The sequence below is a fragment of the Microbacterium sp. JC 701 genome (assembly GCF_021026215.1).
Classification (GTDB): domain Bacteria; phylum Actinomycetota; class Actinomycetes; order Actinomycetales; family Microbacteriaceae; genus Microbacterium; species Microbacterium algihabitans.
The window spans coordinates 35,645-59,751 of record NZ_JAJNCV010000002.1 but is presented as its reverse complement, the minus strand read 5'-3'; the positions used below and the strand labels follow the sequence as shown (position 1 = coordinate 59,751).

At 69.7% G+C, this 24,107-nt stretch carries 21 protein-coding genes; 13 read left to right on the top strand and 8 right to left on the bottom strand.

Annotated features, from left to right (window positions below):
• Positions 1-41: 41 nt before the first annotated feature.
• Positions 42-1,640 (bottom strand): ABC-F family ATP-binding cassette domain-containing protein, encoded by a 1,599-nt coding sequence (locus LPW41_RS08220; RefSeq protein WP_144833760.1) that lies wholly within the window; start codon positions 1,638-1,640, stop codon positions 42-44.
• A gap of 268 nt (positions 1,641-1,908) precedes the next feature.
• Here LPW41_RS08220 and LPW41_RS08215 point away from each other — a divergent pair, with 268 nt between their 5' ends.
• From LPW41_RS08215 to LPW41_RS08195, 5 genes are read left to right on the top strand one after another with little or no spacing between them, the layout of a single operon-like run.
• Entirely contained in the window at positions 1,909-2,931 is a 1,023-nt protein-coding gene (locus LPW41_RS08215) for an iron-siderophore ABC transporter substrate-binding protein (protein ID WP_144833239.1), read from the top strand.
• A 34-nt stretch (positions 2,932-2,965) separates the two neighbouring features.
• A complete protein-coding gene (locus tag LPW41_RS08210; RefSeq protein WP_230704561.1) occupies positions 2,966-4,012 on the top strand; it encodes an iron ABC transporter permease in 1,047 nt (348 codons plus the stop codon).
• Positions 4,009-5,058, top strand: coding sequence for an iron chelate uptake ABC transporter family permease subunit (locus LPW41_RS08205; RefSeq protein ID WP_144833237.1), 1,050 nt, complete (start codon positions 4,009-4,011; stop codon positions 5,056-5,058). The genes LPW41_RS08210 and LPW41_RS08205 overlap by 4 nt, the downstream gene beginning before the upstream one ends.
• Entirely contained in the window at positions 5,055-5,909 is an 855-nt protein-coding gene (locus tag LPW41_RS08200) for an ABC transporter ATP-binding protein (RefSeq protein WP_154096726.1), read from the top strand. The genes LPW41_RS08205 and LPW41_RS08200 overlap by 4 nt, the downstream gene beginning before the upstream one ends.
• Positions 5,893-6,801 carry a siderophore-interacting protein gene (locus LPW41_RS08195; RefSeq protein ID WP_144833233.1) on the top strand — a complete coding sequence of 303 codons (909 nt, stop codon included), beginning with the start codon at positions 5,893-5,895 and terminating at the stop codon, positions 6,799-6,801. The genes LPW41_RS08200 and LPW41_RS08195 overlap by 17 nt, the downstream gene beginning before the upstream one ends.
• 66 nt (positions 6,802-6,867) lie before the next feature.
• Here the strand turns inward: LPW41_RS08195 and LPW41_RS08190 are convergent, their stop codons facing one another.
• The 6 genes from LPW41_RS08190 to sufB form a co-directional block, all read right to left on the bottom strand.
• Complete coding sequence (locus LPW41_RS08190) at positions 6,868-8,031, bottom strand: MalY/PatB family protein (RefSeq protein ID WP_230704560.1); 1,164 nt, start codon at positions 8,029-8,031, stop codon at positions 6,868-6,870.
• 347 nt (positions 8,032-8,378) lie between these two features.
• A complete protein-coding gene (locus tag LPW41_RS08185) occupies positions 8,379-8,708 on the bottom strand; it encodes a metal-sulfur cluster assembly factor (RefSeq protein ID WP_013586729.1) in 330 nt (109 codons plus the stop codon).
• Positions 8,709-8,717: 9 nt separating this feature from the next.
• Positions 8,718-9,488 (bottom strand): Fe-S cluster assembly ATPase SufC, encoded by a 771-nt coding sequence (gene sufC / locus LPW41_RS08180; RefSeq protein WP_144833229.1) that lies wholly within the window; start codon positions 9,486-9,488, stop codon positions 8,718-8,720.
• Between the two features lie 52 nt (positions 9,489-9,540).
• The gene (locus LPW41_RS08175) at positions 9,541-9,870 is read right to left on the bottom strand and encodes a non-heme iron oxygenase ferredoxin subunit (protein ID WP_144833227.1); all 330 of its coding nucleotides are present in this window, start codon (positions 9,868-9,870) and stop codon (positions 9,541-9,543) included.
• Positions 9,867-11,057, bottom strand: coding sequence for a Fe-S cluster assembly protein SufD (sufD, locus tag LPW41_RS08170; RefSeq protein ID WP_230704559.1), 1,191 nt, complete (start codon positions 11,055-11,057; stop codon positions 9,867-9,869). The genes LPW41_RS08175 and sufD overlap by 4 nt, the downstream gene beginning before the upstream one ends.
• Positions 11,058-12,476 (bottom strand): Fe-S cluster assembly protein SufB, encoded by a 1,419-nt coding sequence (gene sufB / locus LPW41_RS08165; protein ID WP_144833223.1) that lies wholly within the window; start codon positions 12,474-12,476, stop codon positions 11,058-11,060.
• A 249-nt stretch (positions 12,477-12,725) separates the two neighbouring features.
• On the opposite strand from sufB, the gene LPW41_RS08160 reads away from it, so the two are divergent.
• Together LPW41_RS08160 and LPW41_RS08155 are read left to right on the top strand one after the other, a co-directional pair.
• The gene (locus LPW41_RS08160) at positions 12,726-13,727 is read left to right on the top strand and encodes a heme A synthase (RefSeq protein WP_230704558.1); all 1,002 of its coding nucleotides are present in this window, start codon (positions 12,726-12,728) and stop codon (positions 13,725-13,727) included.
• A gap of 237 nt (positions 13,728-13,964) precedes the next feature.
• Positions 13,965-14,456, top strand: a complete 492-nt coding sequence (locus tag LPW41_RS08155; RefSeq protein WP_144833218.1) for a dinucleotide-utilizing enzyme — start codon at positions 13,965-13,967, stop codon at positions 14,454-14,456.
• A 238-nt stretch (positions 14,457-14,694) separates the two neighbouring features.
• Here the strand turns inward: LPW41_RS08155 and LPW41_RS08150 are convergent, their stop codons facing one another.
• Complete coding sequence (locus LPW41_RS08150) at positions 14,695-15,621, bottom strand: heme o synthase (protein ID WP_144833216.1); 927 nt, start codon at positions 15,619-15,621, stop codon at positions 14,695-14,697.
• Positions 15,622-15,852: 231 nt separating this feature from the next.
• Here LPW41_RS08150 and tkt point away from each other — a divergent pair, with 231 nt between their 5' ends.
• From tkt to pgl, 6 genes are read left to right on the top strand one after another with little or no spacing between them, the layout of a single operon-like run.
• Complete coding sequence (tkt, locus tag LPW41_RS08145; protein WP_230704557.1) at positions 15,853-17,952, top strand: transketolase; 2,100 nt, start codon at positions 15,853-15,855, stop codon at positions 17,950-17,952.
• Positions 17,953-17,971: 19 nt separating this feature from the next.
• Positions 17,972-19,093, top strand: a complete 1,122-nt coding sequence (gene tal, locus LPW41_RS08140; RefSeq protein ID WP_230704556.1) for a transaldolase — start codon at positions 17,972-17,974, stop codon at positions 19,091-19,093.
• Positions 19,090-20,715, top strand: a complete 1,626-nt coding sequence (locus tag LPW41_RS08135) for a glucose-6-phosphate isomerase (RefSeq protein ID WP_230704555.1) — start codon at positions 19,090-19,092, stop codon at positions 20,713-20,715. The genes tal and LPW41_RS08135 overlap by 4 nt, the downstream gene beginning before the upstream one ends.
• Positions 20,716-20,717: 2 nt before the next feature.
• Positions 20,718-22,268, top strand: coding sequence for a glucose-6-phosphate dehydrogenase (zwf, locus tag LPW41_RS08130; protein ID WP_230704554.1), 1,551 nt, complete (start codon positions 20,718-20,720; stop codon positions 22,266-22,268).
• Positions 22,265-23,212 carry a glucose-6-phosphate dehydrogenase assembly protein OpcA gene (locus LPW41_RS08125; RefSeq protein ID WP_144833206.1) on the top strand — a complete coding sequence of 316 codons (948 nt, stop codon included), beginning with the start codon at positions 22,265-22,267 and terminating at the stop codon, positions 23,210-23,212. Before zwf ends, LPW41_RS08125 begins: the two co-directional genes overlap by 4 nt.
• Positions 23,209-24,000, top strand: a complete 792-nt coding sequence (gene pgl / locus LPW41_RS08120; protein ID WP_154096733.1) for a 6-phosphogluconolactonase — start codon at positions 23,209-23,211, stop codon at positions 23,998-24,000. The genes LPW41_RS08125 and pgl overlap by 4 nt, the downstream gene beginning before the upstream one ends.
• The last annotated feature ends 107 nt before the right edge of the window (positions 24,001-24,107 follow it).

The window sequence follows — 24,107 nt, the reverse complement described above, 5'->3', positions numbered from 1 at the left end:
CCCGCGGCATCCGGAACGAACGCGCGAAGCGCCGCGGGCTGTTACGCCAGAGTGATCAGATCCGCGTAATCGCGGCCCCAGATGTCTTCGACACCGTCGGGCAGGATCAGCACGCGCTCGGGGTTGAGCGCCTCGACCGCACCCTCGTCGTGCGAGACGAGCACGACGGCACCCTCGTAGTGCGACAGGGCGCCGAGGATCTCTTCGCGCGAGGCGGGGTCGAGGTTGTTCGTGGGCTCGTCGAGCAGCAGCATGTTCGCCGACGACACCACGAGCGTCGCGAGAGACAGACGCGTCTTCTCGCCACCCGAGAGCACACCGGCGGGCTTGAGCACGTCGTCGCCGACGAACAGGAACGAGCCGAGCACCTTGCGGGCCTCGGTCGCGGTGATGTGCGGCGCCGACGACATCATGTTCTCGAGCACCGAGCGATCGACGTCGAGGTTCTCGTGCTCCTGCGCGTAGTACCCGATCTTCAGGCCGTGACCGGGCTCGAGCTGTCCGGTGTCGGGCTGGTCGACGCCGGCGAGGATGCGCAACAACGTCGTCTTTCCGGCACCGTTGAGGCCGAGGATGACCACGCGCGACCCGCGGTCGATCGCGAGGTCGACGTCGGTGAAGATCTCGAGCGAGCCGTACGACTTCGACAGACCGGATGCCATGAGCGGAGTCTTGCCGCACGGTGCGGGCTTCGGGAAACGGAGCTTGGCGACGCGCTCGTCCTGACGCACGTCATCGAGGCCCGACAGCATCTTCTCGGCGCGGGCGACCATCTGGTGGGCGGCCGCGGCCTTCGAAGCCTTCGCACCGAAGCGCGCGGCCTGCAGCTGCAGCGCCGTGGCCTTCTTCTCAACGTTGACGCGCTCCTTCTTGCGGCGCTCCTCGTCGGCCACCCGCTGGCGCAGGTAGTTCTTCCAATTCATGTTGTAGACGTCGATGACCTGGCGGTTCGCGTCGAGGTAGAACACGCGGTTGACGGTCTCGCCCACGAGCTCGACGTCGTGCGAGATCACGATGAGCCCGCCCTTGTAGCCCTTGAGGAACTCGCGCAGCCACACGACGCTGTCGGCGTCGAGGTGGTTGGTCGGCTCGTCGAGGATCATCGTCTGCGCGTCGGAGAAGAGGATGCGCGCGAGCTCGATACGGCGACGCTGACCACCCGAGAGGGTCTTCAGCGGCTGGTCGAGGATGCGGTCGGGAAGCGACAGGTTGTGCGCGATCGACGCCGCTTCCGCCTCGGCCGCGTATCCGCCGGCCGACTCGAACTCCTCGGTGAGGCGGCCGTACTTCTTCATCGCCTTCGCCGCGACGGCGGGGTCGTCGTCGCCCATCGCCATCGACGCCTCGTGCATGCCGAGGGCGAGCGAGCCCAGCCCGCGGGCGTCGAGGATGCGCGTGCGCGCGAGCATCTCGGGGTCGCCCGAGCGGGGATCCTGGGGCAGGTAGCCGAGCTCACCGGAGCGGTCGACGCCCCCGTTGGAAGGCAGCAGGTCGCCGGCGAGCACCTTGGTGAGGGTGGTCTTTCCGGCGCCGTTGCGTCCGACGAGGCCGATCTTGTCGCCGTCGGAGACGCGGAACGCCACGTCTGACATGAGCACGCGGGCACCCACGCGGATCTCGAGGTCGTGCACGGCGAGCACAGCGAACGTCCGTTCTTCGGGGATGGGGAAGCAGGCCGACATGGCCAGCCACCCAGTATAAGACGCGCCCCTGCATGCGGGCCGACAGCCGAATCCCCCGAGCCCGCTCCCGCCCGCGGGAGGGGGCGCAAGGGTCGACGAACATCCCGGATGCCGTTGTCTCGGCGTCGAGACGAAGGCCCGGGTCCAGCGGCATCCGGGTTTGCGTTCTCACCCGAGGTCTGACCTAAACTAAGCCTATCCTTACCTAACACGCAGGAGGCTCTTCGTGTCCCGATTCCGCGCTCTGGCGGCACTCGCCGTCGGTTCCGCCCTCGTCCTCACCGGCTGCGCCGGCACCTCGGCCGCCCCCGGAGACGAGGCGGCGCAAGGCTCCGACGACGTCTTCCCCGTCACCGTCGACAGCGCTCTCGGCCAAGCGGTCATCGAGAAAAAGCCCGAGCGCGTGGCCACCGTCGCGTGGTCGAACCAGGAGGTCCCCCTCGCTCTCGGCATCGTGCCGGTCGGCATGGCGAAGGCCACGTGGGGCGACGACGACGGAGACGGCATCCTCCCCTGGGTCGAAGACAAGCTGACCGAGCTCGGCGGCGAGACCCCCGTGCTCTTCGACGAGACCGACGGCATCGACTTCGAGGCCGTGGCCGACACGCAGCCCGACGTCATCCTCGCCGCCTACTCGGGACTCACGCAGGAGGACTACGACACGCTGTCGAAGATCGCGCCCGTCGTCGCCTACCCCGACGCCGCGTGGGGCACCACCCTCGACCAGATGATCCAGCTCAACTCCAAGGCCCTCGGTCTCGAGAGCGAGGGTGAGGCCCTCATCGAGCAGATCAAGACCGAGTCGCAGGCGGCCTTCGACGCCCACCCCGCTCTCGCCGAGGTCGCGCCCCTGTTCGCGTTCACCGACCCCACCGACCTCAGCACCATCACCTACTACACCTCGCACGACCCCCGCTCGGGGTACCTGCACGAGTTCGGCATGCCCGAGCCCGAGCAGGTGACCAAGACCTCGAGCGAGATCGACGCGTTCTACAGCGACATCTCCTCGGAGCAGGCCGACGTCTTCAACGATGTGGGGCTGTGGATCACCTACGGCAACACCGACGGCTCGACCCTCGCGCAGCTCCAGGCCGACCCGCTCCTGTCGAAGATCCCCGCCGTGGCCGCCGGCCACGTCGCGGTGCTCGAAGACGGCACGCCTCTCGCGGCCTCGGCGAACCCCTCTCCCCTCTCGGTGAGCTGGGGCCTGTCGAAGTACCTCGACGTGCTGACCGCCGCCCTCGGCTGATCCCCGCCCCCGGACACCTCGAATCGCGCCCACCGTGAACTCCCGCACCGCCGTCGCCGACGCCCCACCCGACACCGCTGATCTGCGGCGATCGACGGGCCGTCGACTCGGCTGGCTGCTGGCGCTCACGGTGGGCGTGGTCGTGATGTGCGCGGCATCCATCGCCTTCGGCACGCGTGACGTGTCGATCGGCGAGATCTTCTCGGCGTTCTCGGGGGGCACCGGGGTCGGTGAGGCAGTGGTCGCCACCCGCATTCCGCGCACGGTGCTCGGGCTGCTCGTCGGGGCAGCCCTCGCGATGGCCGGGCTCACCATGCAGGCGGTCACCCGCAACCCGCTCGCCGACCCCGGCATCCTCGGCGTCTCCGCCGGAGCGTCGCTGGCCGTCGTCACGGGCATCGCGTTCTTCGGCCTGTCGAGCTCGCTCGGATACATGGGATTCGCCGTCGTGGGAGCGGCCGTGGCCGCGGTGTTCGTCTACACGGTCGGCTCGCTTGGGCGCGGCGGCGCCACTCCCCTCAAGCTCGCCCTCGCCGGGGCGGCCACCACCGCCGCGTTCGGCTCACTGTCGAGCGCGATCCTGCTGCCGCGCGTCGACCTTCTCGAGGTGTTCCGCTTCTGGCAGATCGGTGGCATCGGCGGTGCCACGTGGGACCGTGTGCAGATCGTGCTGCCGGTGCTCGCCGCCGGAGCCCTCGTGTGCATCCTCTGCTCACGCGGCATGAACTCCCTCGCCCTCGGCGACGACGTCGCGACCGGGCTCGGCGAGCACGTCGGACGCACGCGCCTCATCGCCTCCGCGGGTGCGGTCGTGCTGGTGGGCGCCGCCACCGCCGTCGCCGGCCCCATCGCGTTCGTCGGTCTCGTCATCCCGCACATCTGCCGACTGCTCATCGGGACCGATCACCGGTGGCTCGTGCCGTTCTCGGCGCTCGGAGGCGCGATGCTCCTCGTGGGAGCCGACGTCGTCGGTCGCCTCGTCGCGCGCCCCACCGAGATCGAGGTGGGCATCCTCACCGCCCTCATCGGCGCCCCCTTCTTCATCTGGATCGTCCGCCGGCAGAAGGTGCGTGAACTGTGAGCATCGTCCTGCAGCGCCCGGCCGCGGTCGGCGCCCTCGCCCGCGGACGCCGAGCCCGCACCCGGCGCCGGATCGGCGTGACCACCGTGCTCGCCGTCGCCGTCGTCGTCGTCTTCGCGGTGACGCTCATGGTCGGCAACACCTTCTACACCCCCGATCAGGTATTCCGCGTCCTGCTGGGCCAGACGGTCCCGGGCGCCTCGTTCACCATCGGCGAGCTGCGCCTGCCGCGCGCGAGCCTGGGCCTGCTGTCGGGACTCGCCTTCGGCATGGCCGGAGTCACGTTCCAGACGATGCTGCGCAACCCTCTCGCCTCCCCCGACATCATCGGCATCTCCTCCGGGGCGAGCGCGGCCGCCGTCATCGCAATCATCGGCTTCTCGCTGTCGGACGCCCTCGTCTCGACCTTCGCCCTCGTCGGCGCCCTCGCCACCGCCGGCGCGATCTACCTGCTCTCGCGAAAAGGCGCCTTCACCGGCACGCGACTCGTGCTCATCGGCATCGGCGTCGCCGCCATGCTCGACAGCGTCACGACGTACATGCTGAGCCGCGCCGCCAACTGGGACCTCCAGACGGCGATGCAGTGGCTGACGGGAAGCCTCAACAACGCCTCCTGGGGTCGGGTGCTCCCCCTGGCCCTCGCGGTCGTCGTCATCGTCCCGCTCATGATCGGCAACACCCGCTCGCTCTCGGTCCTCCGCCTCGGCGACGACTCCGCCGCGGGTCTCGGCGTCCGTGTGGAACGCACGCGTCTGCTCCTGATCGTCGGGGCGGTCGTGCTGCTGGCCGTGGCGACGGCCGGTGCCGGGCCCATCGCCTTCGTGGCCTTCATGGCCGGTCCGATCGCCGCGCGCCTCATCGGCCCCGGCGGATCCCTCCTGGTGCCGGCCGGGCTCGTCGGTGCCCTGCTGGTCATGTTGTCCGACCTCGTCGGCCAGTTCGCCTTCGACAACCGCTACCCGGTGGGTGTCGTCACGGGCGTGCTCGGCGCGCCGTATCTCATCTACCTGCTCATCAGGACCAATCGCTCCGGAGGCTCGCTATGACCGCGAACCGCACTCTGTCGGCCGAGGGTCTCACCCTCGCCTACGCCGACCGCACCATCGTCGACGACCTCGATCTCGTGCTCCCCGCCGGGCGGATCACCGCGATCGTCGGCGCGAACGGGTGCGGCAAATCGACGCTGCTGCGCGCGCTCGCTCGCCTGCTCCCGCCGAAGGCCGGTCGCGTGATCCTCGACGGCAAGGCGCTGCACGAGCGGCCCACGAAAGAGGTCGCGCGCATCCTGGGGCTGCTTCCGCAGAGCCCCATCGCTCCCGAGGGCATCGCCGTCGCCGACCTCGTCGGCCGTGGTCGCCACCCGCACCAGCGTGCCCTCGCCCGCTGGAGCGCCCGCGATTACGAGGTCGTGGCCGAGGCGCTCGCCGCCACGGGGATCAGCGACCTCGCCGACCGCGCGGTCGACGAGCTGTCGGGCGGCCAGCGGCAACGCGTGTGGATGGCCATGGCGCTCGCTCAGGAGACCGACATTCTGCTGCTCGACGAGCCGACCACCTTCCTCGACGTCGCCCATCAGGTCGATGTGCTCGACCTGCTCACCGACCTCAACCGCGACCGGGGAACGACCACCGTCATGGTGCTGCACGACATGAACATGGCGGCCCGCTACGCCGACCATCTCGTGGCCCTGCGCGACGGACGCGTCGTGGCCGCCGGCGACCCGAGCGCCGTCATGACCAGCGAGCTCATCGCCGAGGTGTTCGGGCTCGACGCTCTGGTCGTGCCCGACCCCGTGTCGGGAACCCCCCTCGTCCTTCCGCGCGGACGCCACCACGTCAGCGTCCGCACGCCGTCCGTCGCCACCACCCGGGAGTCCCACGATGTCGTCCCCTCTTGAGACTTCGCGGTTCTTCCGCGTCCGCGTCGCCCGCATCACCGACCTGACCCCGAGCTTCCGCCGCTTCACGTTCGTCGGCGATGACCTGCACGAATACGGCGACCCCGGTTTCGATCAGCGCGTGAAGATCGTCTTCCCCACCGCCACGGCCGATCTCGACACGATGCCGACCGGCGGCGACTGGTGGACGGCGTGGCGCGAGCTTCCCAATGATGCGCGCCCGCCGTTCCGCACCTACACGACCCGCGCCGTGCGTCGCGCCGAGCGGGAGGTCGACATCGACATGGTCGCCCACGAGGTGCTCGGCCCGGCATCGGCGTGGATCGAGAACGCACGGCCGGGCGACGAGGTGCTCATCTTCGCCCCCACGGTCGCGCTCACCGACGTGAGCTTCGGCGTCGACTTCGTCCCGCCCGCGCAGACCGGCGACTACCTCCTGGCGGGCGACGAGACCGCCGCCCCCGCGATCGCCGTCATCCTCGAGCAGCTCCCCCCGGAGGCCACCGGAACCGTCGTGCTCGAGGTCCCCACCCCCGAGGACTGCTCCTATCTCCCCCGGCATCCGGGATTCGACTTCCGTCTGGCCGCGCGGTCCGCGGGCGACCGCCACGCGCACCTCGTCACGGCCACGCGCGACGCCGCGTTCGCCCTCACCCCCGACGGCCACGGCGACGAGGTCGAAGAGGTCGACATCGACGAGGGCATGCTGTGGGAGGTCCCGCGCACCGCCAAGGGCGGAGCCGCGCTGAAGAAGGCGCCGCTGTACGCCTGGCTCGCCGGCGAGGCCTCGGCGATCAAGACCCTCCGACGCCACCTCGTCACCGAGCGCGGGGTCGACCGTCGCGCCGTCGCGTTCATGGGCTACTGGCGCACCGGACGAGCCGAGGTCTGATTCCGGATGCCGTGACCCGGTGTCACCCCTCGGTCGCGCCCCGCGTTCTCTCGACGCGCCGACCGCTCATCCTTGTCGAGCCAGCGCGCCGATGCGCGTGATCGCCTCGCGCAGCACCTCGGGCGCGCACCCGACGTTGATGCGCACGTGGCCGATGCCCTGCTCTCCGAACAGCGGTCCGTGGTGCAACGCGACCTTCGCCTCGCGGCGGATGTGCGGCGACGGGTTGTCACCCCACCCGTACGCCGACACGTCGACCCAGGCGAGGAAGCCCGCGTCGGGCAGACGGTAGCGCGCCAGCGGGAGGTGCTCGGCGAGCAGCTCGGCGAGCAGACGGCGGTTGTCGTCGAGCGCGACCAGGAGCGATGCGAGCCAGCCGTCGCTCTCGGCCGCGAAGGCCGCGCGATTGGCGATCACGCCGAACAGACCCGCGCGCCACTCCACCTCCCACGGCAGTGACCGCACGACCGCGGCCGTCTCCTCCGAGCCGGTGACGATGACCGCGCACTTGAGACCGGCGAGGTTGTAGGTCTTGCTCGCGCTCGTCACGGCGTAGCCGACCGCGGCGGCCTCGGGCGCGGCATCCAGGAACGGCGTGAACACCGCGGGGGCGTGCGTGAGCGGAGCGTGGATCTCGTCGCTCACGACGCTCGCCCCGTACCGCTCGGCCAGACGCGCGAGTGCAGCGAGCGACGCGCGCGCGTGCACCGTTCCGGTGGGGTTGTGCGGATTGCAGAGCAGGATCGCCCGCGCGCCCGCGGCAAAGGCGCGCTCGATGCCCGCCAGGTCGAGTCTCCACGTCTCGCCGTCGTCGACGAGGGTCACACGCTCGACGACGGCGCCCGCCTCTTCGACGGTGTCGTAGAACGGCGGGTACACCGGCGGCGTCACGATCACGCGATCACCGGGCGAGGTCACGGCCCGCAGCACCTCGACGACGCCCATCATCACGTCGCCGGTCCACCGGATCCTCGACGGGTCGATCGTCCAGCCCCACATCCGCTGGGCGTACGCGGCGAAGTCGACGTCGATGCCGGGCCGCGGCGGGGTGTACCCGGTGTCGCCGATCTCGACGGCGCGATGAAGAGCCGCGGTGATCGCCGGTGCGAGCGGGAAGTCGGTCTCGGCGACGAACATCGGGATCACGTCGTCGTCGTACGAGCGCCACTTGGTGCTGGAGCGCTGACGCAGAAGGTCGAGAGGCAGGGCCTGCAACGGGGTGACGCTCATCCGGAAAGCCTAATCAGGGCACCGGATGCCGCGCACCCGGCGCGTCAGAGGAAGACACACGGGCGCGGGCCTGCGTTCGTCGCGGTGCTCGACGCCCGCGAAGCGCCGGGACCTCGGCATCCGGAAACCACGAACGCCCACCCCGTGAGGGATGGGCGTTCGCGTGAGTTCTTCGTTCAGATCGCGAAGCCGAGGGCGCAGGTCTCTCGAGCGGTCGGATTCGGATCCTGCGTTCAGATCGCGAAGCCGAGGGCGCAGGTCTCTCGATCGGTCGGACTCGGATCCTGCGTTCAGATCGCGAAGCCGAGGGCGCAGGTCTCTCGAGCGGTCGGATTCGGATCCTACGTTCAGATCGCGAAGCCGAGGGCGCGCATCATGTCGCGGCCGTCGTCAGTGATCCGCTCGGGGCCCCACGGCGGCATCCACACCCAGTTGATGCGGAAGCGATCCACGACGTTGTCGAGGGCCTGGGCCGTCTGCTCTTCGAGCACATCGGTCAGCGGGCAACCGGCCGAGGTGAGGGTCATGTGGATGACGAGCGCGTCGTTCTCGTCGTCCCACGCGAGATCGTAGATGAGGCCGAGGTCGACGACGTTGATCCCCAGTTCGGGGTCCATGACGTCTTTGAGAGCCTCGGTGACCTCGTCGTACTTCTCGGGAGCGAGGGTTGCGGTCATGTAACGATCCTACGCGTCGATCGGGGTACCGGCCTCGAGGAAGCGGTCGTAACCCTCTTCTTCGAGTCGGTCGGCGAGCTCGGAGCCGCCCTCTTCGACGATCCGGCCCTTGACGACGACGTGCACGAAGTCGGGGCGGATGTAGCGGAGGATGCGGGTGTAGTGCGTGATCAGCAGCACACCGAGGTCGGTCTGCTCCTTGGCGCGGTTGACGCCCTCCGACACGATCTTCAGCGCGTCGACGTCGAGGCCGGAGTCGGTCTCGTCGAGCACCGCGATCTTCGGCTTGAGCAGCTCGAGCTGGAGGATTTCGTGGCGCTTCTTCTCGCCACCCGAGAAGCCCTCGTTGACGTTGCGCGCGGCGAACTTCGGGTCCATGCGGAGGTTCTCCATGGCGCCCTTGACGTCCTTCGTCCACGAGCGGATGGCCGGAGCCTCGCCGTCGATGGCCGTCTTGGCGGTGCGGAGGAAGTTCGTCACGGTGACGCCGGGAATCTCGACCGGGTACTGCATGGCGAGGAACAGGCCCGCGCGGGCGCGCTCGTCGACACTCATCGCGAGCACGTCTTCGCCGTCGAGCGTGATCGAGCCGCTCGTCACGGTGTACTTGGGGTGACCGGCGATCGTGTACGCCAGGGTCGACTTGCCGGAGCCGTTGGGGCCCATGATGGCGTGGGTCTCACCGGTGCGCATGGTCAGCGTCACGCCGTTGAGGATCGGGGTCGTACCGTTCTCCGTCTCGACCGTCACGTGGAGGTCGCGGATCTCGAGGACAGACATGGTGTTCCTTACTCGTAAGTCTTCAGGTCGTGGGCGTTGTCGTGAGCGGCGCTCAGGCCGTCGCCTTGGTGACGGCGGGATCGATGAGCACGTCGTCTCCGTCGATCACGACCTCGTACACGGGGACCGGCTCGTAGGCCGGGAGGTTCAGGGGGCGACCGGTCTTCAGCGAGAACGCCGAGCCGTGCGCCCAGCACTCCAGCGTCTCGCCCTCGACGAAGCCGTCCGACAGCGAGATGTCGCCGTGGGTGCAGACGTCGCCGATCGCGTGGACCTCGCCGTTGCCGTCGAGCACGACGGCCATGGCGACGCCGTCGATCTCGACGCGGCGGGCTTCGTCCTGCACGAGCTCACTCAGGGCGCAGGCGCGCGAGGCGCTCACGCGGCGGCCCCTTCGGCCAGCTCGTGCTCGATGGCCTCGATGAGCTCGGTCTCGAGCTCGGGGATGCCGATGCGCTGCACGATCTCGGTGAGGAAGCCGAGCACGACGAGGCGACGGGCCTCGTCTTCGGTGATGCCTCGAGCCTGCAGGTAGAACAGCTGCTCGTCGTCGAAGCGACCCGTGGCGCTGGCGTGGCCGGCACCCTGGATGTCGCCGGTCTCGATCTCGAGGTTCGGGATCGAGTCGGCGCGGGCGCCGTCGGTGAGCACGAGGTTGCGGTTGGCCTCGTACGAGTCGGTGCCCGTGGCATCCGGTCCGATGAGCACGTCGCCGATCCAGACGCTGCGCGCGCTCTGGCCCTGCAGCGCACCCTTGTAGAGCACGTCGCCGACGGTGTGCGGACCCTTGTGGTGCAGGTAGACCTGCGACTCGAGGTGCTGACCGGCGTCGGCGAACGACAGGCCGTACAGACGCCCCTCGGCGCCGGGGCCCGAGAGCTCGACCGACGGGTTCACGCGCACGACGCCGCCGCCGAAGCTCACCACGACGTGCGTGAGCTTGGCGTCGCGGTCGACGCGGGCCTGGTGCGATGCCGCGTGCACGGCGTCGTCGTTCCAGCGCTGCACCGACACGACCGTGAGGTCGGCACCGTCGCGCACGATGATCTCGACGTTCTGGGCGTGGTCGGCGGTGCCCTCGTGACGCAGCACCACGGTGCCGCGCGAGTTGGGCTGCGCGTCGATCACGACGTGGGCGTGCGCGAGGCCGCCCGTGCCGGTCAGGCGCACAACGACGGGCTCGTCGAGCTCGACGCTCGCGGGGATCCGCAGCAGCGGAGCCTCGGTCTCGTGGGTCCAGGCGAGGGCCGCGGGCAGGTCTTCGGGGCGGAAGTGCTCACCGCGCGGCGCGTCGCCGGCCGCGAGGCGCAGCTGCTCCACGGCATCCGGCGCCTGCACGTCGACGGTGATGACGCCGGTGGGGCCGGCCTCGTCGACGAACAGCGGAGCCAGGCGCGCGATCGGGCTGAGCTTCCAGTTGACCTCGCGCCCCGTGGGGGTGCCGAAGTCGGCCGGGTCGAACGAGGTCAGACGCTCCGAGCGCGTCTGCACCGGAACGACGGATGCCACGAGGGCTGCCGGGTCGATGTGACCCTCGGCGGCTGCGGGTGATTCGGTCGCAGTCGTCATTTAGCCTACGGATCCTTCCATGCCCATTTCGATGAGCTTGTTGAGTTCGAGCGCGTACTCCATGGGGAGCTCCCGCGCGATGGGCTCGATGAACCCGCGAACGATCATGGCCATGGCCTCGTCTTCGGGCATGCCGCGCGACTGCAGGTAGAACAGCTGCTCTTCGCTGACCTTCGAGACCGTGGCCTCGTGACCGAGCTGCACGTCATCGACGCGGATGTCGATCGCGGGGTACGTGTCGCTGCGCGAGATCGAGTCGACCAGCAGCGCATCGCAGCGCACGGTGTTGGCGGAGTGGTGCGCGTTGGCGTCCACCCGCACCTCGCCTCGGTATCCGGCACGACCGCCACCGCGGGCGATCGACTTCGAGACGATCGACGACTGCGTGTACGGCGCCATGTGGATCATCTTCGCGCCGGCGTCCTGGTGCTGACCGGGACCGGCGAAGGCCACCGAGAGGGTCTCGCCCTTGGCGTGCTCGCCCATCAGGTAGATGGAGGGGTACTTCATCGTCACCTTGGAGCCGATGTTGCCGTCGACCCATTCCATGGTCGCGCCCTCGTGGGCGACGGCACGCTTGGTGACGAGGTTGTACACGTTGTTCGACCAGTTCTGGATCGTCGTGTAGCGAACGCGGGCGTTCTTCTTCACGATGATCTCGACCACGGCCGAGTGCAGCGAGTCGCTCTTGTAGATCGGAGCGGTGCAGCCTTCGATGTAGTGGACGTAGCTGTCCTCGTCGGCGATGATCAGCGTCCGCTCGAACTGACCCATGTTCTCGGTGTTGATGCGGAAGTACGCCTGCAGCGGGATCTCGACGTGCACGCCCTTGGGGACGTAGACGAACGAGCCGCCCGACCAGACGGCCGTGTTCAGCGCCGCGAACTTGTTGTCACCGGCGGGGATGACGGTGCCGAAGTACTCCTCGAAGAACTCGGGGTGCTCGCGCAGAGCGGTGTCGGTGTCCATGAAGATGACACCCTGCTGCTCGAGGTCTTCGCGGATCTGGTGGTAGACCACCTCGGACTCGTACTGCGCGGCGACGCCGGCGACGAGGCGCTGGCGCTCGGCCTCGGGGATGCCCAGCTTCTCGTAGGTGTTGCGGATCTCTTCCGGGAGGTCTTCCCAGGTCTGCGCCTGCTTCTCGGTCGAGCGCACGAAGTACTTGATGTTGTCGAAGTCGATCTCCGACAGATCGGCACCCCACGTGGGCATGGGCTTCTTGCCGAAGAGCTGGTAGCCCTTGAGACGCGTCTTGAGCATCCATTCGGGCTCGGACTTCAGGGCCGAGATGCCGCGCACGACGTCTTCGTTGATGCCGCGCTGGGCGAGGGCACCCGCCGCGTCGGTGTCGTGCCAGCCGAACTCGTATTGCCCCAGGCTTTCGAGCTCTGGTCGGTCGATGAGGACATCGGACATGGTGATCACTCTCCTTCTCGGGCCACAACGGTGTCATCCGCCCCGACATTCCGGACTCCGGTCGAAGTCCCAGGAATGTCGCTGGTGGGCCCGCTCGAAGGCGCTGGCTGCGCGCCTAGACTGTCGTGGGTGCGGTTCGCGCGAGCGCTGCACCCGGACCCTTCGATTCTACAGGCAACACCCGCTCCCGGCATGGCACCCCCGCTCTCCCGACGGCCCGGAGCACTTCGACGCCAGGAAGCCGTACGCATGCCCTCCGCCTCGTCCCCCACCGCTTCGACCGACGCCGCCGCGTCCCGCGTGCCGGTCCCTCTGCGCCGCATCGTCGCGTGGCTGCCGACCGAGGTCGACGCCCGCGTGCGCGTCTTCGCGTGGCTGTCGTTCGTGGCCGAGGTGCTCATCATCGGCACCGGCGGCGCGGTGCGTCTGACGGGGTCGGGCCTGGGCTGCCCCACGTGGCCGCGCTGCACCCCCGACTCCCTCGTCAACACCCCCGAGATGGGCATCCACGGCATCATCGAGTTCGGCAACCGCACCCTGACCGGGCTCGTCGGCATCCTGGCCCTCGCCGTCGTCGTGCTGGTGTGGCGCATGCGTCACGAGCGCCGGGTGCTGTTCGTGCTCTCGCTCATCGTGCTCGTCGGGATCGTCGCGCAGGCGGTCGTGGGCGGCATCACGGTGCTCACCGGCCTGAACCCCTTCATCGTCGGCTTCCACTACATCGCCTCGGTGTCGATCGTGGCGGTGTGCGCGGCATTCCTCGTCTTCATGAACCAGCCGGCCGGCCCCCGCGCCCTCGCCGTGCCGCGCGGCTTCGCCGCCCTCGTGCACGCCGCCACCGGCGTGCTCGCCCTCACGATCGTGTTCGGCGTGCTCACCACCGGCGCCGGCCCCCACTCCGGAGACGCCGCCGCGGGCCGCAACGGCTTCGACGCCGAGGTGCTCGAGCACGTGCACTCGTGGCCCGGATACGCCCTGTTCGTGCTGACGCTCGCGATCGTCGTGCTCGCCTGGCGCCTGCGCCTCGACGTCCGCCGCTGGGCCGTCGCGCTGCTGGCCGTCGAGCTCGTGCAGATCGCCGTCGGGCTGTACCAGGCCCGCAACGGCCTGCCCGAGATCGCCGTGGGCACCCACATGGTGCTCGCGGCCCTCGCCGCCGCGACGATGACCGTCGTCGTACTGCGCCTGAAGCGCCCCGCCGTCGTCGAGGCGCCCGCCGCGCGTCGCTCCACGGCATCCGCCCGCAGCTGACGCTCTCGAACCGCACGGGCGGGGCGTTCCGGATGCCGGGAACCCGGCCCATCGCGAAACGTTACCCGGGCGCACCGACCCTTATACGCTCATAGGCCATTCATCGGCGACCCCTATCTCGCGCACCGACGGGTGGGTCATGGTTGACCGTGGCACTTCGGTGTCCGCCGTCCCGTCGTCCCCCGCTTCGGGACCCGTACCCGACACCCCCTGTCGGAACGACAAGGAGTACTCCCCATGAAGACCCGTCCCCGCTTGGTGACCAGCATCCCGTTCTGGGTGCTCGTCGTCGCATCCCTGGCCGCCGTCGCCGGCGGACTCGCGATCGTCCTGAACGGGATCGACGCGATGGAGCAGGTGCTCAACGATCCCAACGCCACGGTCGTGCAGGTCTACGTCGGCCAGTCGTGGGTCGTCGTGGGCGCCGCGGTGCTCGGCGCCGGCGCGATCGGCATCGCTCTGGCGCTGGCGCTCGGTGCTGCCGCAACGCTGACCCGTCGCCCCGACGTCGCAATCGAGACCATCGACTGGAACAGCGACGACGAGACCGTCGCCGAGAGCGCTGCCCCCGTCGCTCCGTTCGCCCCGGCCACCACCGCCACCCCCCTCGCGGTGGAGGACGCCGACATCGAGACCCCCTCGACCGCGACCGCTCCCCCGCAGGCCGCCGCCGCAGCGAACCACGACGCCCCCAAGCTCGACACGGGAGACGACGCCGCGCGTCGCTGATCCCGCGAGACCGAGAACGCCCGCTCCCCTCCTGGGGGCGGGCGTTCTCGCGCGTGGGCGGGGCTCAGGGCGAGCGGCGCGGGCGGGCGGGCGGGTGGAGCAGGTCCAAGGGGCGGATGCCGCGGAGTCGGGTCACGCACACTGCGGAGCCGGGCCACGCCTCGCGGCCCCTCGAGCTCACGGCATCCGGAAACGCGAACGCCCGCCCCGCGAACGGGACGGGCGTCGACGGGACGGATCAGAAGGGCAGCAGCGGGTCGACCGCGATGGCCACGAACAGCAGCGTCAGGTAGGTGATCGAGGCGTGGAACACGCGCATCGGCCGCGGCTCGCCCCCGCGCACGGCGCGGGAGTAGAGGCGGTGCGACTCGTAGATGAACCAGCCGCCGAAGACGAGGGCCGAGACGGTGTACACCAGGCCCATCGGCGCGACGGGGATGAGCAGCAGCGAGCACGCGACGGTCGCCCACGCGTACAGGATGACCTGCAGGCCGACCTGCGAACCGCTGCGCGTGGCGCCGAGCATCGGCACATCGACCTCGTCGTACTGGGCCGCGTACTTCATCGACAGCGGCCAGTAGTGCGGCGGCGTCCACAGGAACACCAGCGCGAACAGGATGAACGGCACGAGCGACAGTGAACCGGTGACCGCCGACCAGCCGATCAGCACCGGGAAGCAGCCCGCGATGCCGCCCCACACGATGTTCTGCTCGGTGCGGCGCTTGAGGATCATCGTGTAGATGACGACGTAGAAGAAGATCGCGGTCGCCGACAGGGCGGCGGCGAGCAGGTTGGTGAAGGCCCACAACCAGATCGTCGAGACCGCCGCGAGCGTCCACGCGAACGTCAGCGCGCCGCGCGGCGAGACCTCGCCCGTGACGAGGGGGCGGTTGACCGTGCGCTGCATGTGCGCGTCGATGTCGCGGTCGAGGTACATGTTGAACGCCGCGGCCGAGCCCGCACTGAGGGAACCGCCGATGACCGTGGCGAAGATGAGCCACAGGTTGGGCAGACCCTGCTGCGCGAGGATCATCACCGGCACGGTGGTGACCAGCAGAAGCTCGAGGACGCGGGGCTTCGTCAGAGCGACGTAGGCCCGGAGGGTGCGTCCGACGGAGCGGCGATCGGTCGTCGCAATGACGTGCGACGTCGTCGAGATGTCCATCGTCCCCCGGGGTAAGCGCGTATAGAACCTCAACGATTCTAAGCCATCCCCACCACAGGTCCGGCCGCCTGTCGACCCCCGTCACAGACGGCAACCGCGACGGGCGATCTCGCTATGCTGGCCAATGAACGCGCGCCCCGCGCCGACACCCCACCCCACTCCCACTCCTACGGTGGTGAGCGCGACGTCGGATCGTGAACAGGGCGCTCAGTATCGAGAAAGGCGACCCTGTTGTCGGACTTCGAATGGGATGACATCGATCGGCGCGCGGTGGACACCGCACGCATCCTGGCGGCTGACGCCGTCGAGAAGGTGGGCAACGGCCACCCGGGGACGGCCATGTCGCTGGCCCCCGCCGCCTACCTGCTCTACCAGCGGGTGCTGCGCCACGACCCGGCCGACACGCACTGGCCCGGCCGCGACCGCTTCATCCTCTCCGCCGGACACTCCTCGCTCACGCAGTACGTGCAGCTCTACCTCGGTGGCTTCGGCCTCGAGAAGAAGGACCTCGAGGAGCTGCGCACCTGGGGCTCCCTGACCCCCGGCCACCCCGAGTACGGCCACACCGACGGCGTCGAGATCACGACCGGACCGCTCGGCCAGGGCCTGGCCTCGTCCGTCGGCTTCGCCTACGCCGCCCGCTACGAGCGCGGCCTCTTCGACGCCGAGACCCCGGCCGGCGAGAGCCCGTTCGACCACTTCGTCTACGTGATCGCCGGTGACGGCGACCTCCAGGAGGGCGTGACCAGCGAGGCCTCCTCGCTCGCCGGCCACCAGGAGCTCGGCAACCTCATCGCGATCTACGACTCCAACCAGATCTCGATCGAAGACGACACCAACGTCGCCTTCACGGAAGACGTCCAGAAGCGCTACGAGGCCTACGGCTGGCACGTGCAGACGGTCGACTGGAAGAAGACCGGCCAGTACGTCGAAGACGTCGCCGAACTGCACTCCGCGATCGAGGCCGCCAAGGGCGAGACGAGCAAGCCCTCGCTCATCATCCTCAAGACGATCATCGGCTGGCCCTCGCCCGGCAAGCAGAACTCCGGCAAGATCCACGGCTCCGCCCTCGGCGCCGACGAGCTCAAGGCCACGAAGGAGGTGCTCGGCTTCGACCCCGAGCAGCACTTCGCCGTCGCCGACGACGTGCTCTCGCACACGCGCCAGCTCGTCGAGCGCGGCGAGGCCGAGAAGGCCGCCTGGCAGGAGAAGTTCGACGCGTGGGCCGAGGCCCACCCCGAGCGCAAGCAGCTGTGGGACCGCCTGCAGGCCCGCGAGCTGCCCGGCGACATCGCCGACGCGCTGCCCGCCTTCGAGGCCGGCAAAGACGTCTCGACCCGCGCCGCCAGCGGCACGGTGATCAACGCGCTCGCCGCCGAGCTCCCCGAGCTCTGGGGCGGTTCGGCCGACCTCGCCGAGTCGAACCTCACCACGATCAAGGATGCCAAGTCGTTCATCCCCTCGTCGTGGTCGACGCACGAGTGGTCGGGCGACCCCTACGGCCGCGTTCTGCACTTCGGCATCCGCGAGCACGCCATGGGCGCGATCCTCAACGGCATCGTGCTGCACGGTCCCACGCGTCCGTTCGGCGGCACCTTCCTCATCTTCAGCGACTACATGCGCCCGCCGGTGCGTCTGGCCGCCCTGATGAACATCCCCACGATCTTCGTCTGGACGCACGACTCCGTCGCCCTCGGTGAGGACGGCCCCACGCACCAGCCGATCGAGCAGCTCGCGACGCTCCGCGCCATCCCGAACTTCGCCCTCGTGCGTCCGGCGGATGCCAACGAGACCTCGGTCGTGTGGCTCGAGATGCTGCGTCGCACCGCCGGCCCTGCCGGCATCGCCCTCACCCGCCAGAACATCCCCGTCTTCGCCCGCGGCGAGGGCGAGGCGTCCGGCGACGAGTTCGCCTCCGCGGCGAACGCCGTCAAGGGTGCGTACGTGCTGGCCGAGGCCGCGAACGGCGAGCCCGATGTGATCCTCATCGCCACCGGCTCCGAGGTGCAGCTGGCCGTCGAGGCCCGCGAGAAGCTCGCCGCCGAGGGCGTGCACGCCCGCGTCGTGTCGGCTCCCTCGCTCGAGTGGTTCGCCGAGCAGGACGAGGCCTACCGCGAGTCGGTGCTGCCGTCGTCGGTGAAAGCGCGCGTGTCGGTCGAGGCCGGCTCCGCCCTGAGCTGGGCGGGCATCGTCGGCGACGCCGGCCGCTCGGTCGCGATCGACCACTTCGGTGCGTCGGCCGACTACAAGACCCTGTTCCAGAAGTTCGGCATCACCACCGAGCACGTCGTCGAGGCCGCGCGCGAGTCGCTGGCCGCCGCGAAGAAGTAATCAGAGGAGAACCAGAATCATGAGCACTCCCACCGCCGACCTCGCCGCCCAGGGCGTCAGCATCTGGCTCGACGACCTGTCGCGTCAGCGCATCCAGTCCGGCAACCTCGCCGAGCTCATTCAGTCGCGCAACGTCTCGGGTGTCACCACGAACCCGACCATCTTCGCCGGCGCCCTCTCGAAGGGCGAGGCGTACGAGGGTCAGGTCAAGGAGCTCGCGGCCGCCGACGCCAGCGTCGACGAGGCGATCTTCTCGATCACCACCGACGACGTGCGCGACGCGTGCGACATCTTCACCCCGGTCTTCGACGCAACCAACGGCGTCGACGGTCGCGTGTCGATCGAGGTCTCCCCCGACCTCGCCCACGACACCGAGGGCACCGTCGCGCAGGCGAAGGACCTCTCGGCCCGCGTCGACCGCAAGAACGTGCTGATCAAGATCCCCGCGACCAAGGCGGGCCTGCCCGCCATCACCGAGGTCATCGGCGCCGGCATCTCGGTCAACGTCACGCTCATCTTCAGCCTCGAGCGCTACGAAGAGGTCATCGACGCCTACCTCGCCGGTGTCGAGAAGGCGCAGGCCGCCGGCCACGACATCTCGACCCTGCAGTCGGTGGCGTCGTTCTTCGTGTCGCGCGTCGACACCGAGATCGACAAGCGTCTGGCCGCCATCGGCACCGACGAAGCAGCCGCGCTCAAGGGCAAGGCCGGCATCGCCAACGCGCGCCTGGCCTACGAGCTGTACGAGAAGAAGTTCTCGGAAGACCGCGCCAAGAAGTTGCTGGATGCCGGCGCCACGGTGCAGCGTCCGCTCTGGGCCTCGACCGGTGTCAAAGACCCGGCGCTGCCCGACACGCTCTACGTCACCGAGCTCGTCGCCCCCGGCACCGTGAACACGATGCCGGAGAAGACGCTCGAGGCCACCTTCGACCATGGCGTGATCGAGGGCGACACCGTGACCGGTGCCTACGCCGACGCGCACGACGTGTTCGACCGCCTGGCCGCGGCCGGCGTCGACGTCGCCGACGCGACGCAGGTGCTCGAAGACGAGGGTGTCGAGAAGTTCATCGCCTCGTGGCACGAGCTGCAGGACACCGTCAGGACCGCTCTGCAGGCCGGAAGCGCCCAGGCCGCGAAGTGAGCTTCGCCGTCAAGGTCACCGGCCACGTTAAGTCGGTCGTCGACGCCGAGCTGCCGGGACTCACCGGCTCGCTCATCGCGTCGGGGATCACGGCGTCCGACCCCACACTGTGGGGCACGGCCGCCGAAGACGAGGCGTCGCGTCGGTTGGGGTGGGTGCGGGCGGTCACCGTCTCGCGCCCCCTCGTGCCCGAGATCACGGCCCTGCGCGACGAGCTCGTCGCGCAGGGCGTGACCCGCGTCGTGCTGGCGGGCATGGGCGGATCCTCGCTCGCCCCCGAGGTCATCGCGCAGTCGGCCGGTGTGCCGCTCGTCATCCTCGACTCGACCGCTCCGGGCCAGGTGCTCGCCGCGATCGACGGCGACGCTGAGTCCGGCGGGCTCGAGAAGACCGTGCTCGTCGTGTCGAGCAAGTCGGGCTCGACCATCGAGACCGACTCCGCGAAGCGTGCGTTCGAGGCCGCCTTCCGCGACCTCGGCATCGACCCGGTGCAGCGCATCGTCGTGGTCACCGACCCCGGTTCGCCGCTCGAGCAGTCGGCTCGCGCCGACGGCTACCGCGTCTTCACCGCCGACCCCACGGTCGGCGGTCGCTACTCCGCGCTCACCGCCTTCGGCCTCGTGCCGGCCGGCCTCGCCGGAGTCGACATCGACGACCTGCTCGACGAGGCGGACGCCACGCTGCTCGAGGTCGCGATCGACTCCCCCGAGAACCCGGCGCTCGTGCTGGCCGCGGCCATCGCGGGTGGCGGAGAGCTGCGCCGGGACAAGCTCGGCCTCGTCACCGACGGCAGCCACCTGATCGGCCTGCCCGACTGGATCGAGCAGCTGATCGCCGAGTCCACCGGCAAACAGAGCACCGGCATCCTGCCCGTCGTCCTGCTCCCGGTCTCGCCCGAGCTCGAGTCGACGCCCGACGACCTGCAGGTCGTGCGCTTCGTCGACGACGCGGACGCCTTCCACCTGTTCGACCGCCACACCGGCGAGGTGCTCGTGAGCGGCTCGCTCGGTGCGCAGTTCGTCGTGTGGGAGTACGCCACCGCGATCGCCGGTCGCCTGCTCGGGATCGACCCCTTCGACCAGCCCGACGTCGAATCGGCGAAGGAGGCGACGCGCGGTCTGCTCGACGCGCAGCCCGCCCCCACCGCCCCGGCGTTCGTCGTCGACGGCGTCGAGGTGCGCGTGTCCGACCCGGCCCTGGCCGCCGACGGCACCATCGCGGGCGTGCTCGACGCGCTCTGGCGCACGGTGCCCGCAGACGGCTACGTCAGCGTGCAGGCGTACGTGAACCGACTCGACCTCGCGCAGCTCGCGGGGTTGCGCGAACTCGTCGCCGCCGACTCCGGCCGGCCGACGACCTTCGGGTGGGGACCGCGCTTCCTGCACTCCACCGGGCAGTACCACAAGGGCGGACCCGCCAACGGCGTGTTCCTCCAGATCATCGAACGCACCGACGTCGACCTCGAGATCCCGGGGCGACCGTTCACGTTCGGACAACTCATCCAGGCACAGGCCGCGGGCGACGCGAGCGTGTTGGCGGAGGGCCACGGCCGTCCCGTCGTCACGCTGACGCTGACCGACCCGCAGGTCGAAGTCCTCTCACTCTTCGAGGCGGCACAGTAAGCATGGTCGTAGAGATCACACCGGGTCACAATCCCCTCCGCGATCCCGAGGATCGCCGACTGAACCGGATCGCCGGGCCCAGCGCCCTCGTGATCTTCGGCGTCACCGGCGACCTCTCGCGCAAGAAGCTCATGCCGGCGGTCTACGACCTCGCCAACCGCGGCCTGCTCCCTCCCGGCTTCGCGCTCGTGGGCTTCGCCCGCCGCGACTGGGAGGACCAGGACTTCGCGAAGGTCGTGTACGAGTCGGTCAAGCAGCACGCGCGCACGGAGTTCCGCGAGGAGACGTGGAAGGAGCTCCTCGAGGGCATCCGCTTCGTGCAGGGCGAGTTCGACGACCCCGAGGCGTTCGCGCGCCTGCGCGAGACCGTCGACAAGCTCGACGTCGAACGCGGCACCATGGGCAACCACGCCTACTACCTGTCGATCCCGCCGAAGGCCTTCCCCCTCGTCACCACGCAGCTGAAGGCGTCGGGACTCGTGGGCGACAAGGCCGACGGCGTCAACGGCTGGCGACGCGTCGTCATCGAGAAGCCGTTCGGTCACGACCTGGCATCCGCTCGCGAGTTGAACGAGGTCGTCGAGAGCGCGTTCCCCGCCGACTCGATCTTCCGCATCGACCACTACCTCGGCAAGGAGACGGTGCAGAACATCCTCGCACTGCGCTTCGCCAACGAGCTGTACGAGCCGATCTGGAACCGCAACTACGTCGACCACGTGCAGATCACCATGGCCGAGGACATCGGCGTGGGCGGTCGCGCCGGGTACTACGACGGCATCGGTGCGGCGCGCGACGTCATCCAGAACCACCTCCTGCAGCTGCTCGCGTTGACCGCGATGGAGGAGCCGATCAGCTTCAACGCCGCCGACCTGCGCGCCGAGAAGGAAAAGGTCCTCGCGGCGGTGCGCCTGCCCGAGAACCTCGCCGAGGCCACCGCCCGCGGGCAGTACGCCGGCGGATGGCAGGGCGGAGAGAAGGTGCTCGGCTTCCTCGAAGACGACGGGATGAACCCCGGCTCGGTCACCGAGACGTACGCGGCCATCAAGCTCGAGATCAACACGCGCCGCTGGTCGGGCGTTCCGTTCTACGTGCGCAGCGGAAAGCGGCTCGGACGACGCGTGACCGAGGTCGCCGTGGTGTTCAAGCGCGCTCCCCAGCAGCTGTTCTCGCACAGCCAGACGCAGGAGCTCGGTCAGAACGCCCTGGTCATCCGCGTGCAGCCCGACGAGGGCGTCACGATCCGCTTCGGCTCGAAGGTCCCCGGCGACGGCACGCAGGTGCGCGACGTCACCATGGACTTCGGCTACGGGCACGCCTTCACCGAGGCGAGCCCCGAGGCCTATGAGCGCCTCATCCTCGACGTGCTGCTCGGCGACCCGCCGCTGTTCCCGCGTCACGAGGAGGTCGAGCTCAGCTGGAAGATCCTCGATCCCATCGAGGAGTTCTGGGCCGCTCAGGGCGGTCCGCTCGAACAGTATTCGCCCGGGTCGTGGGGGCCGGCATCCGCCGACGAACTCCTCGCCCGCGACGGCCGCACCTGGAGGCGCCCGTGATCATCGATCTGCCCGACACCACCGTCAGCGCGATCTCGAAGAGTCTCGTCAGCGTGCGCGAAGAGGGCGGCGCCGTCGCCCTCGGTCGCGTGCTGACGCTCATCATCGTCACGCACCACGGCGCCGAAGAAGAGGTCATCGCCGCCGCGAACGACGCCTCGCGCGAGCACCCCATGCGGGTGATCGCGGTCTCCCTCGGCGACAGCGACGAGGAGCCGCGTCTCGACGCGCAGATCCGCGTGGGCGGCGACGCCGGCGCGAGCGAGGTCGTGGTGCTGCGCGCACACGGCCCCGCGGGATCCAACGCCGAGAGCCTCGTGACCGGACTCCTCCTGCCCGACGCCCCCGTCGTGGCGTGGTGGCCCGCCGAGGCTCCCGAGACCCCGTCGACCTCCGCGATCGGTCGCATCGCGCAGCGTCGCATCACGGATGCCTCGTCGCAGGCCGATCCGGCGGCGTGGGTCGCGCAGCTCGGCGAGCACTACGCGCCCGGCGACACCGACTTCTCGTGGACCCGCGTGACGCGCTGGCGCGAACAGCTGGCCGCGGTCCTCGACCAGCCGCCGTTCGAGCCGGTCACCGCGATCGAGGTGCGCGGTGCGGCGGATTCCCCGTCGACCGCCCTGCTGGCGGCCTGGCTCGGCATGAAGCTCGACGCGCCCGTCGACTACGCCTACCTGCCCGCCGACGAGTGGGCCAGCGGCATCAAGTCGGTGCGCCTCACCCGTCCGAGCGGCGACACGCTCCTCGAGCGGCCCGAGTCCGGTGTCGCGGTGCTCACGCAGCCCGGTCAGCCCACGCACGATCTGGCGTTCCCGCGCCGCACGCTGCGCGAGTGCCTCGCCGAAGAACTGCGCCGCCTCGACCCCGACCTGCTGTACGGACGGGTCATCACCGAGGGTCACGACCTGCTCCTCGCCGCGAGCGAGCGGAGTGCATCGTGACCGAGAACGGCGCCGTCAAGCAGGTCATCATCAAGGCGGACGCCGACGCCCTGGCATCGTACGTCGCGACGCGGTTCATGAACCGCGTCGTCAAGCGCGTCGCCGAAGGCAAGCGCATGCACGTCTGCCTCACCGGCGGCACGATGGGCGGAGCCGTGCTGCGCACCGCGGCGAAGGACGAGCGGGTCGGCGAGATCGACTGGTCGCTCGTGCACTTCTGGTTCGGTGACGAGCGGTTCGTGCCGCGCGACTCCGACGACCGCAACGAGAAGCAGGCCCGCGAGGCGTTCCTCGACCACCTCGACATCCCGGCCGAGAACATCCACGTCGTCGCCTCGACCGACGACGGGCTCGACCTCGATGCCGCCGCGATCGCCTACGCCGACGAGCTCGCGCAGTTCGCCCCCTCGGACCGCAGCGAGACCGGCCCCTGGCCGTCGTTCGACATCTGCTTCCTGGGCGTGGGTCCCGATGCGCACATCGCGTCGCTGTTCCCCGACCGGCCGGAGATCTCGGTCACCGACCGCGCAACCGTGCCGGTGCGCAACTCCCCCAAGCCGCCGAGCGACCGCGTCTCGCTGACGCGGCCGGTCATCAACTCGTCGAAGCGCGTCTGGATGGTCGTGGCGGGAGCCGACAAGGCCGCCGCCCTCGGTCTCGCCCTCGCGGGCGCGAGCTACCAGAGCGTCCCGGCCGCCGGGGCGAAGGGCCGCCGTCGCACGGCGTTCTTCGTCGACGAGGTCGCCGCCGATCAGGTGCCCCCGCAGCTCATCGACCGCGAGTACTGAGCCTCGACCCTTCTGCAGAGACCGGATGCCATGGCATCCGGTCTCTGCTTCTTGCTCGGTGTACTCGCGGCTGACGTCTCTTGTCGTGGGCGGCCCGTGCTCGTACG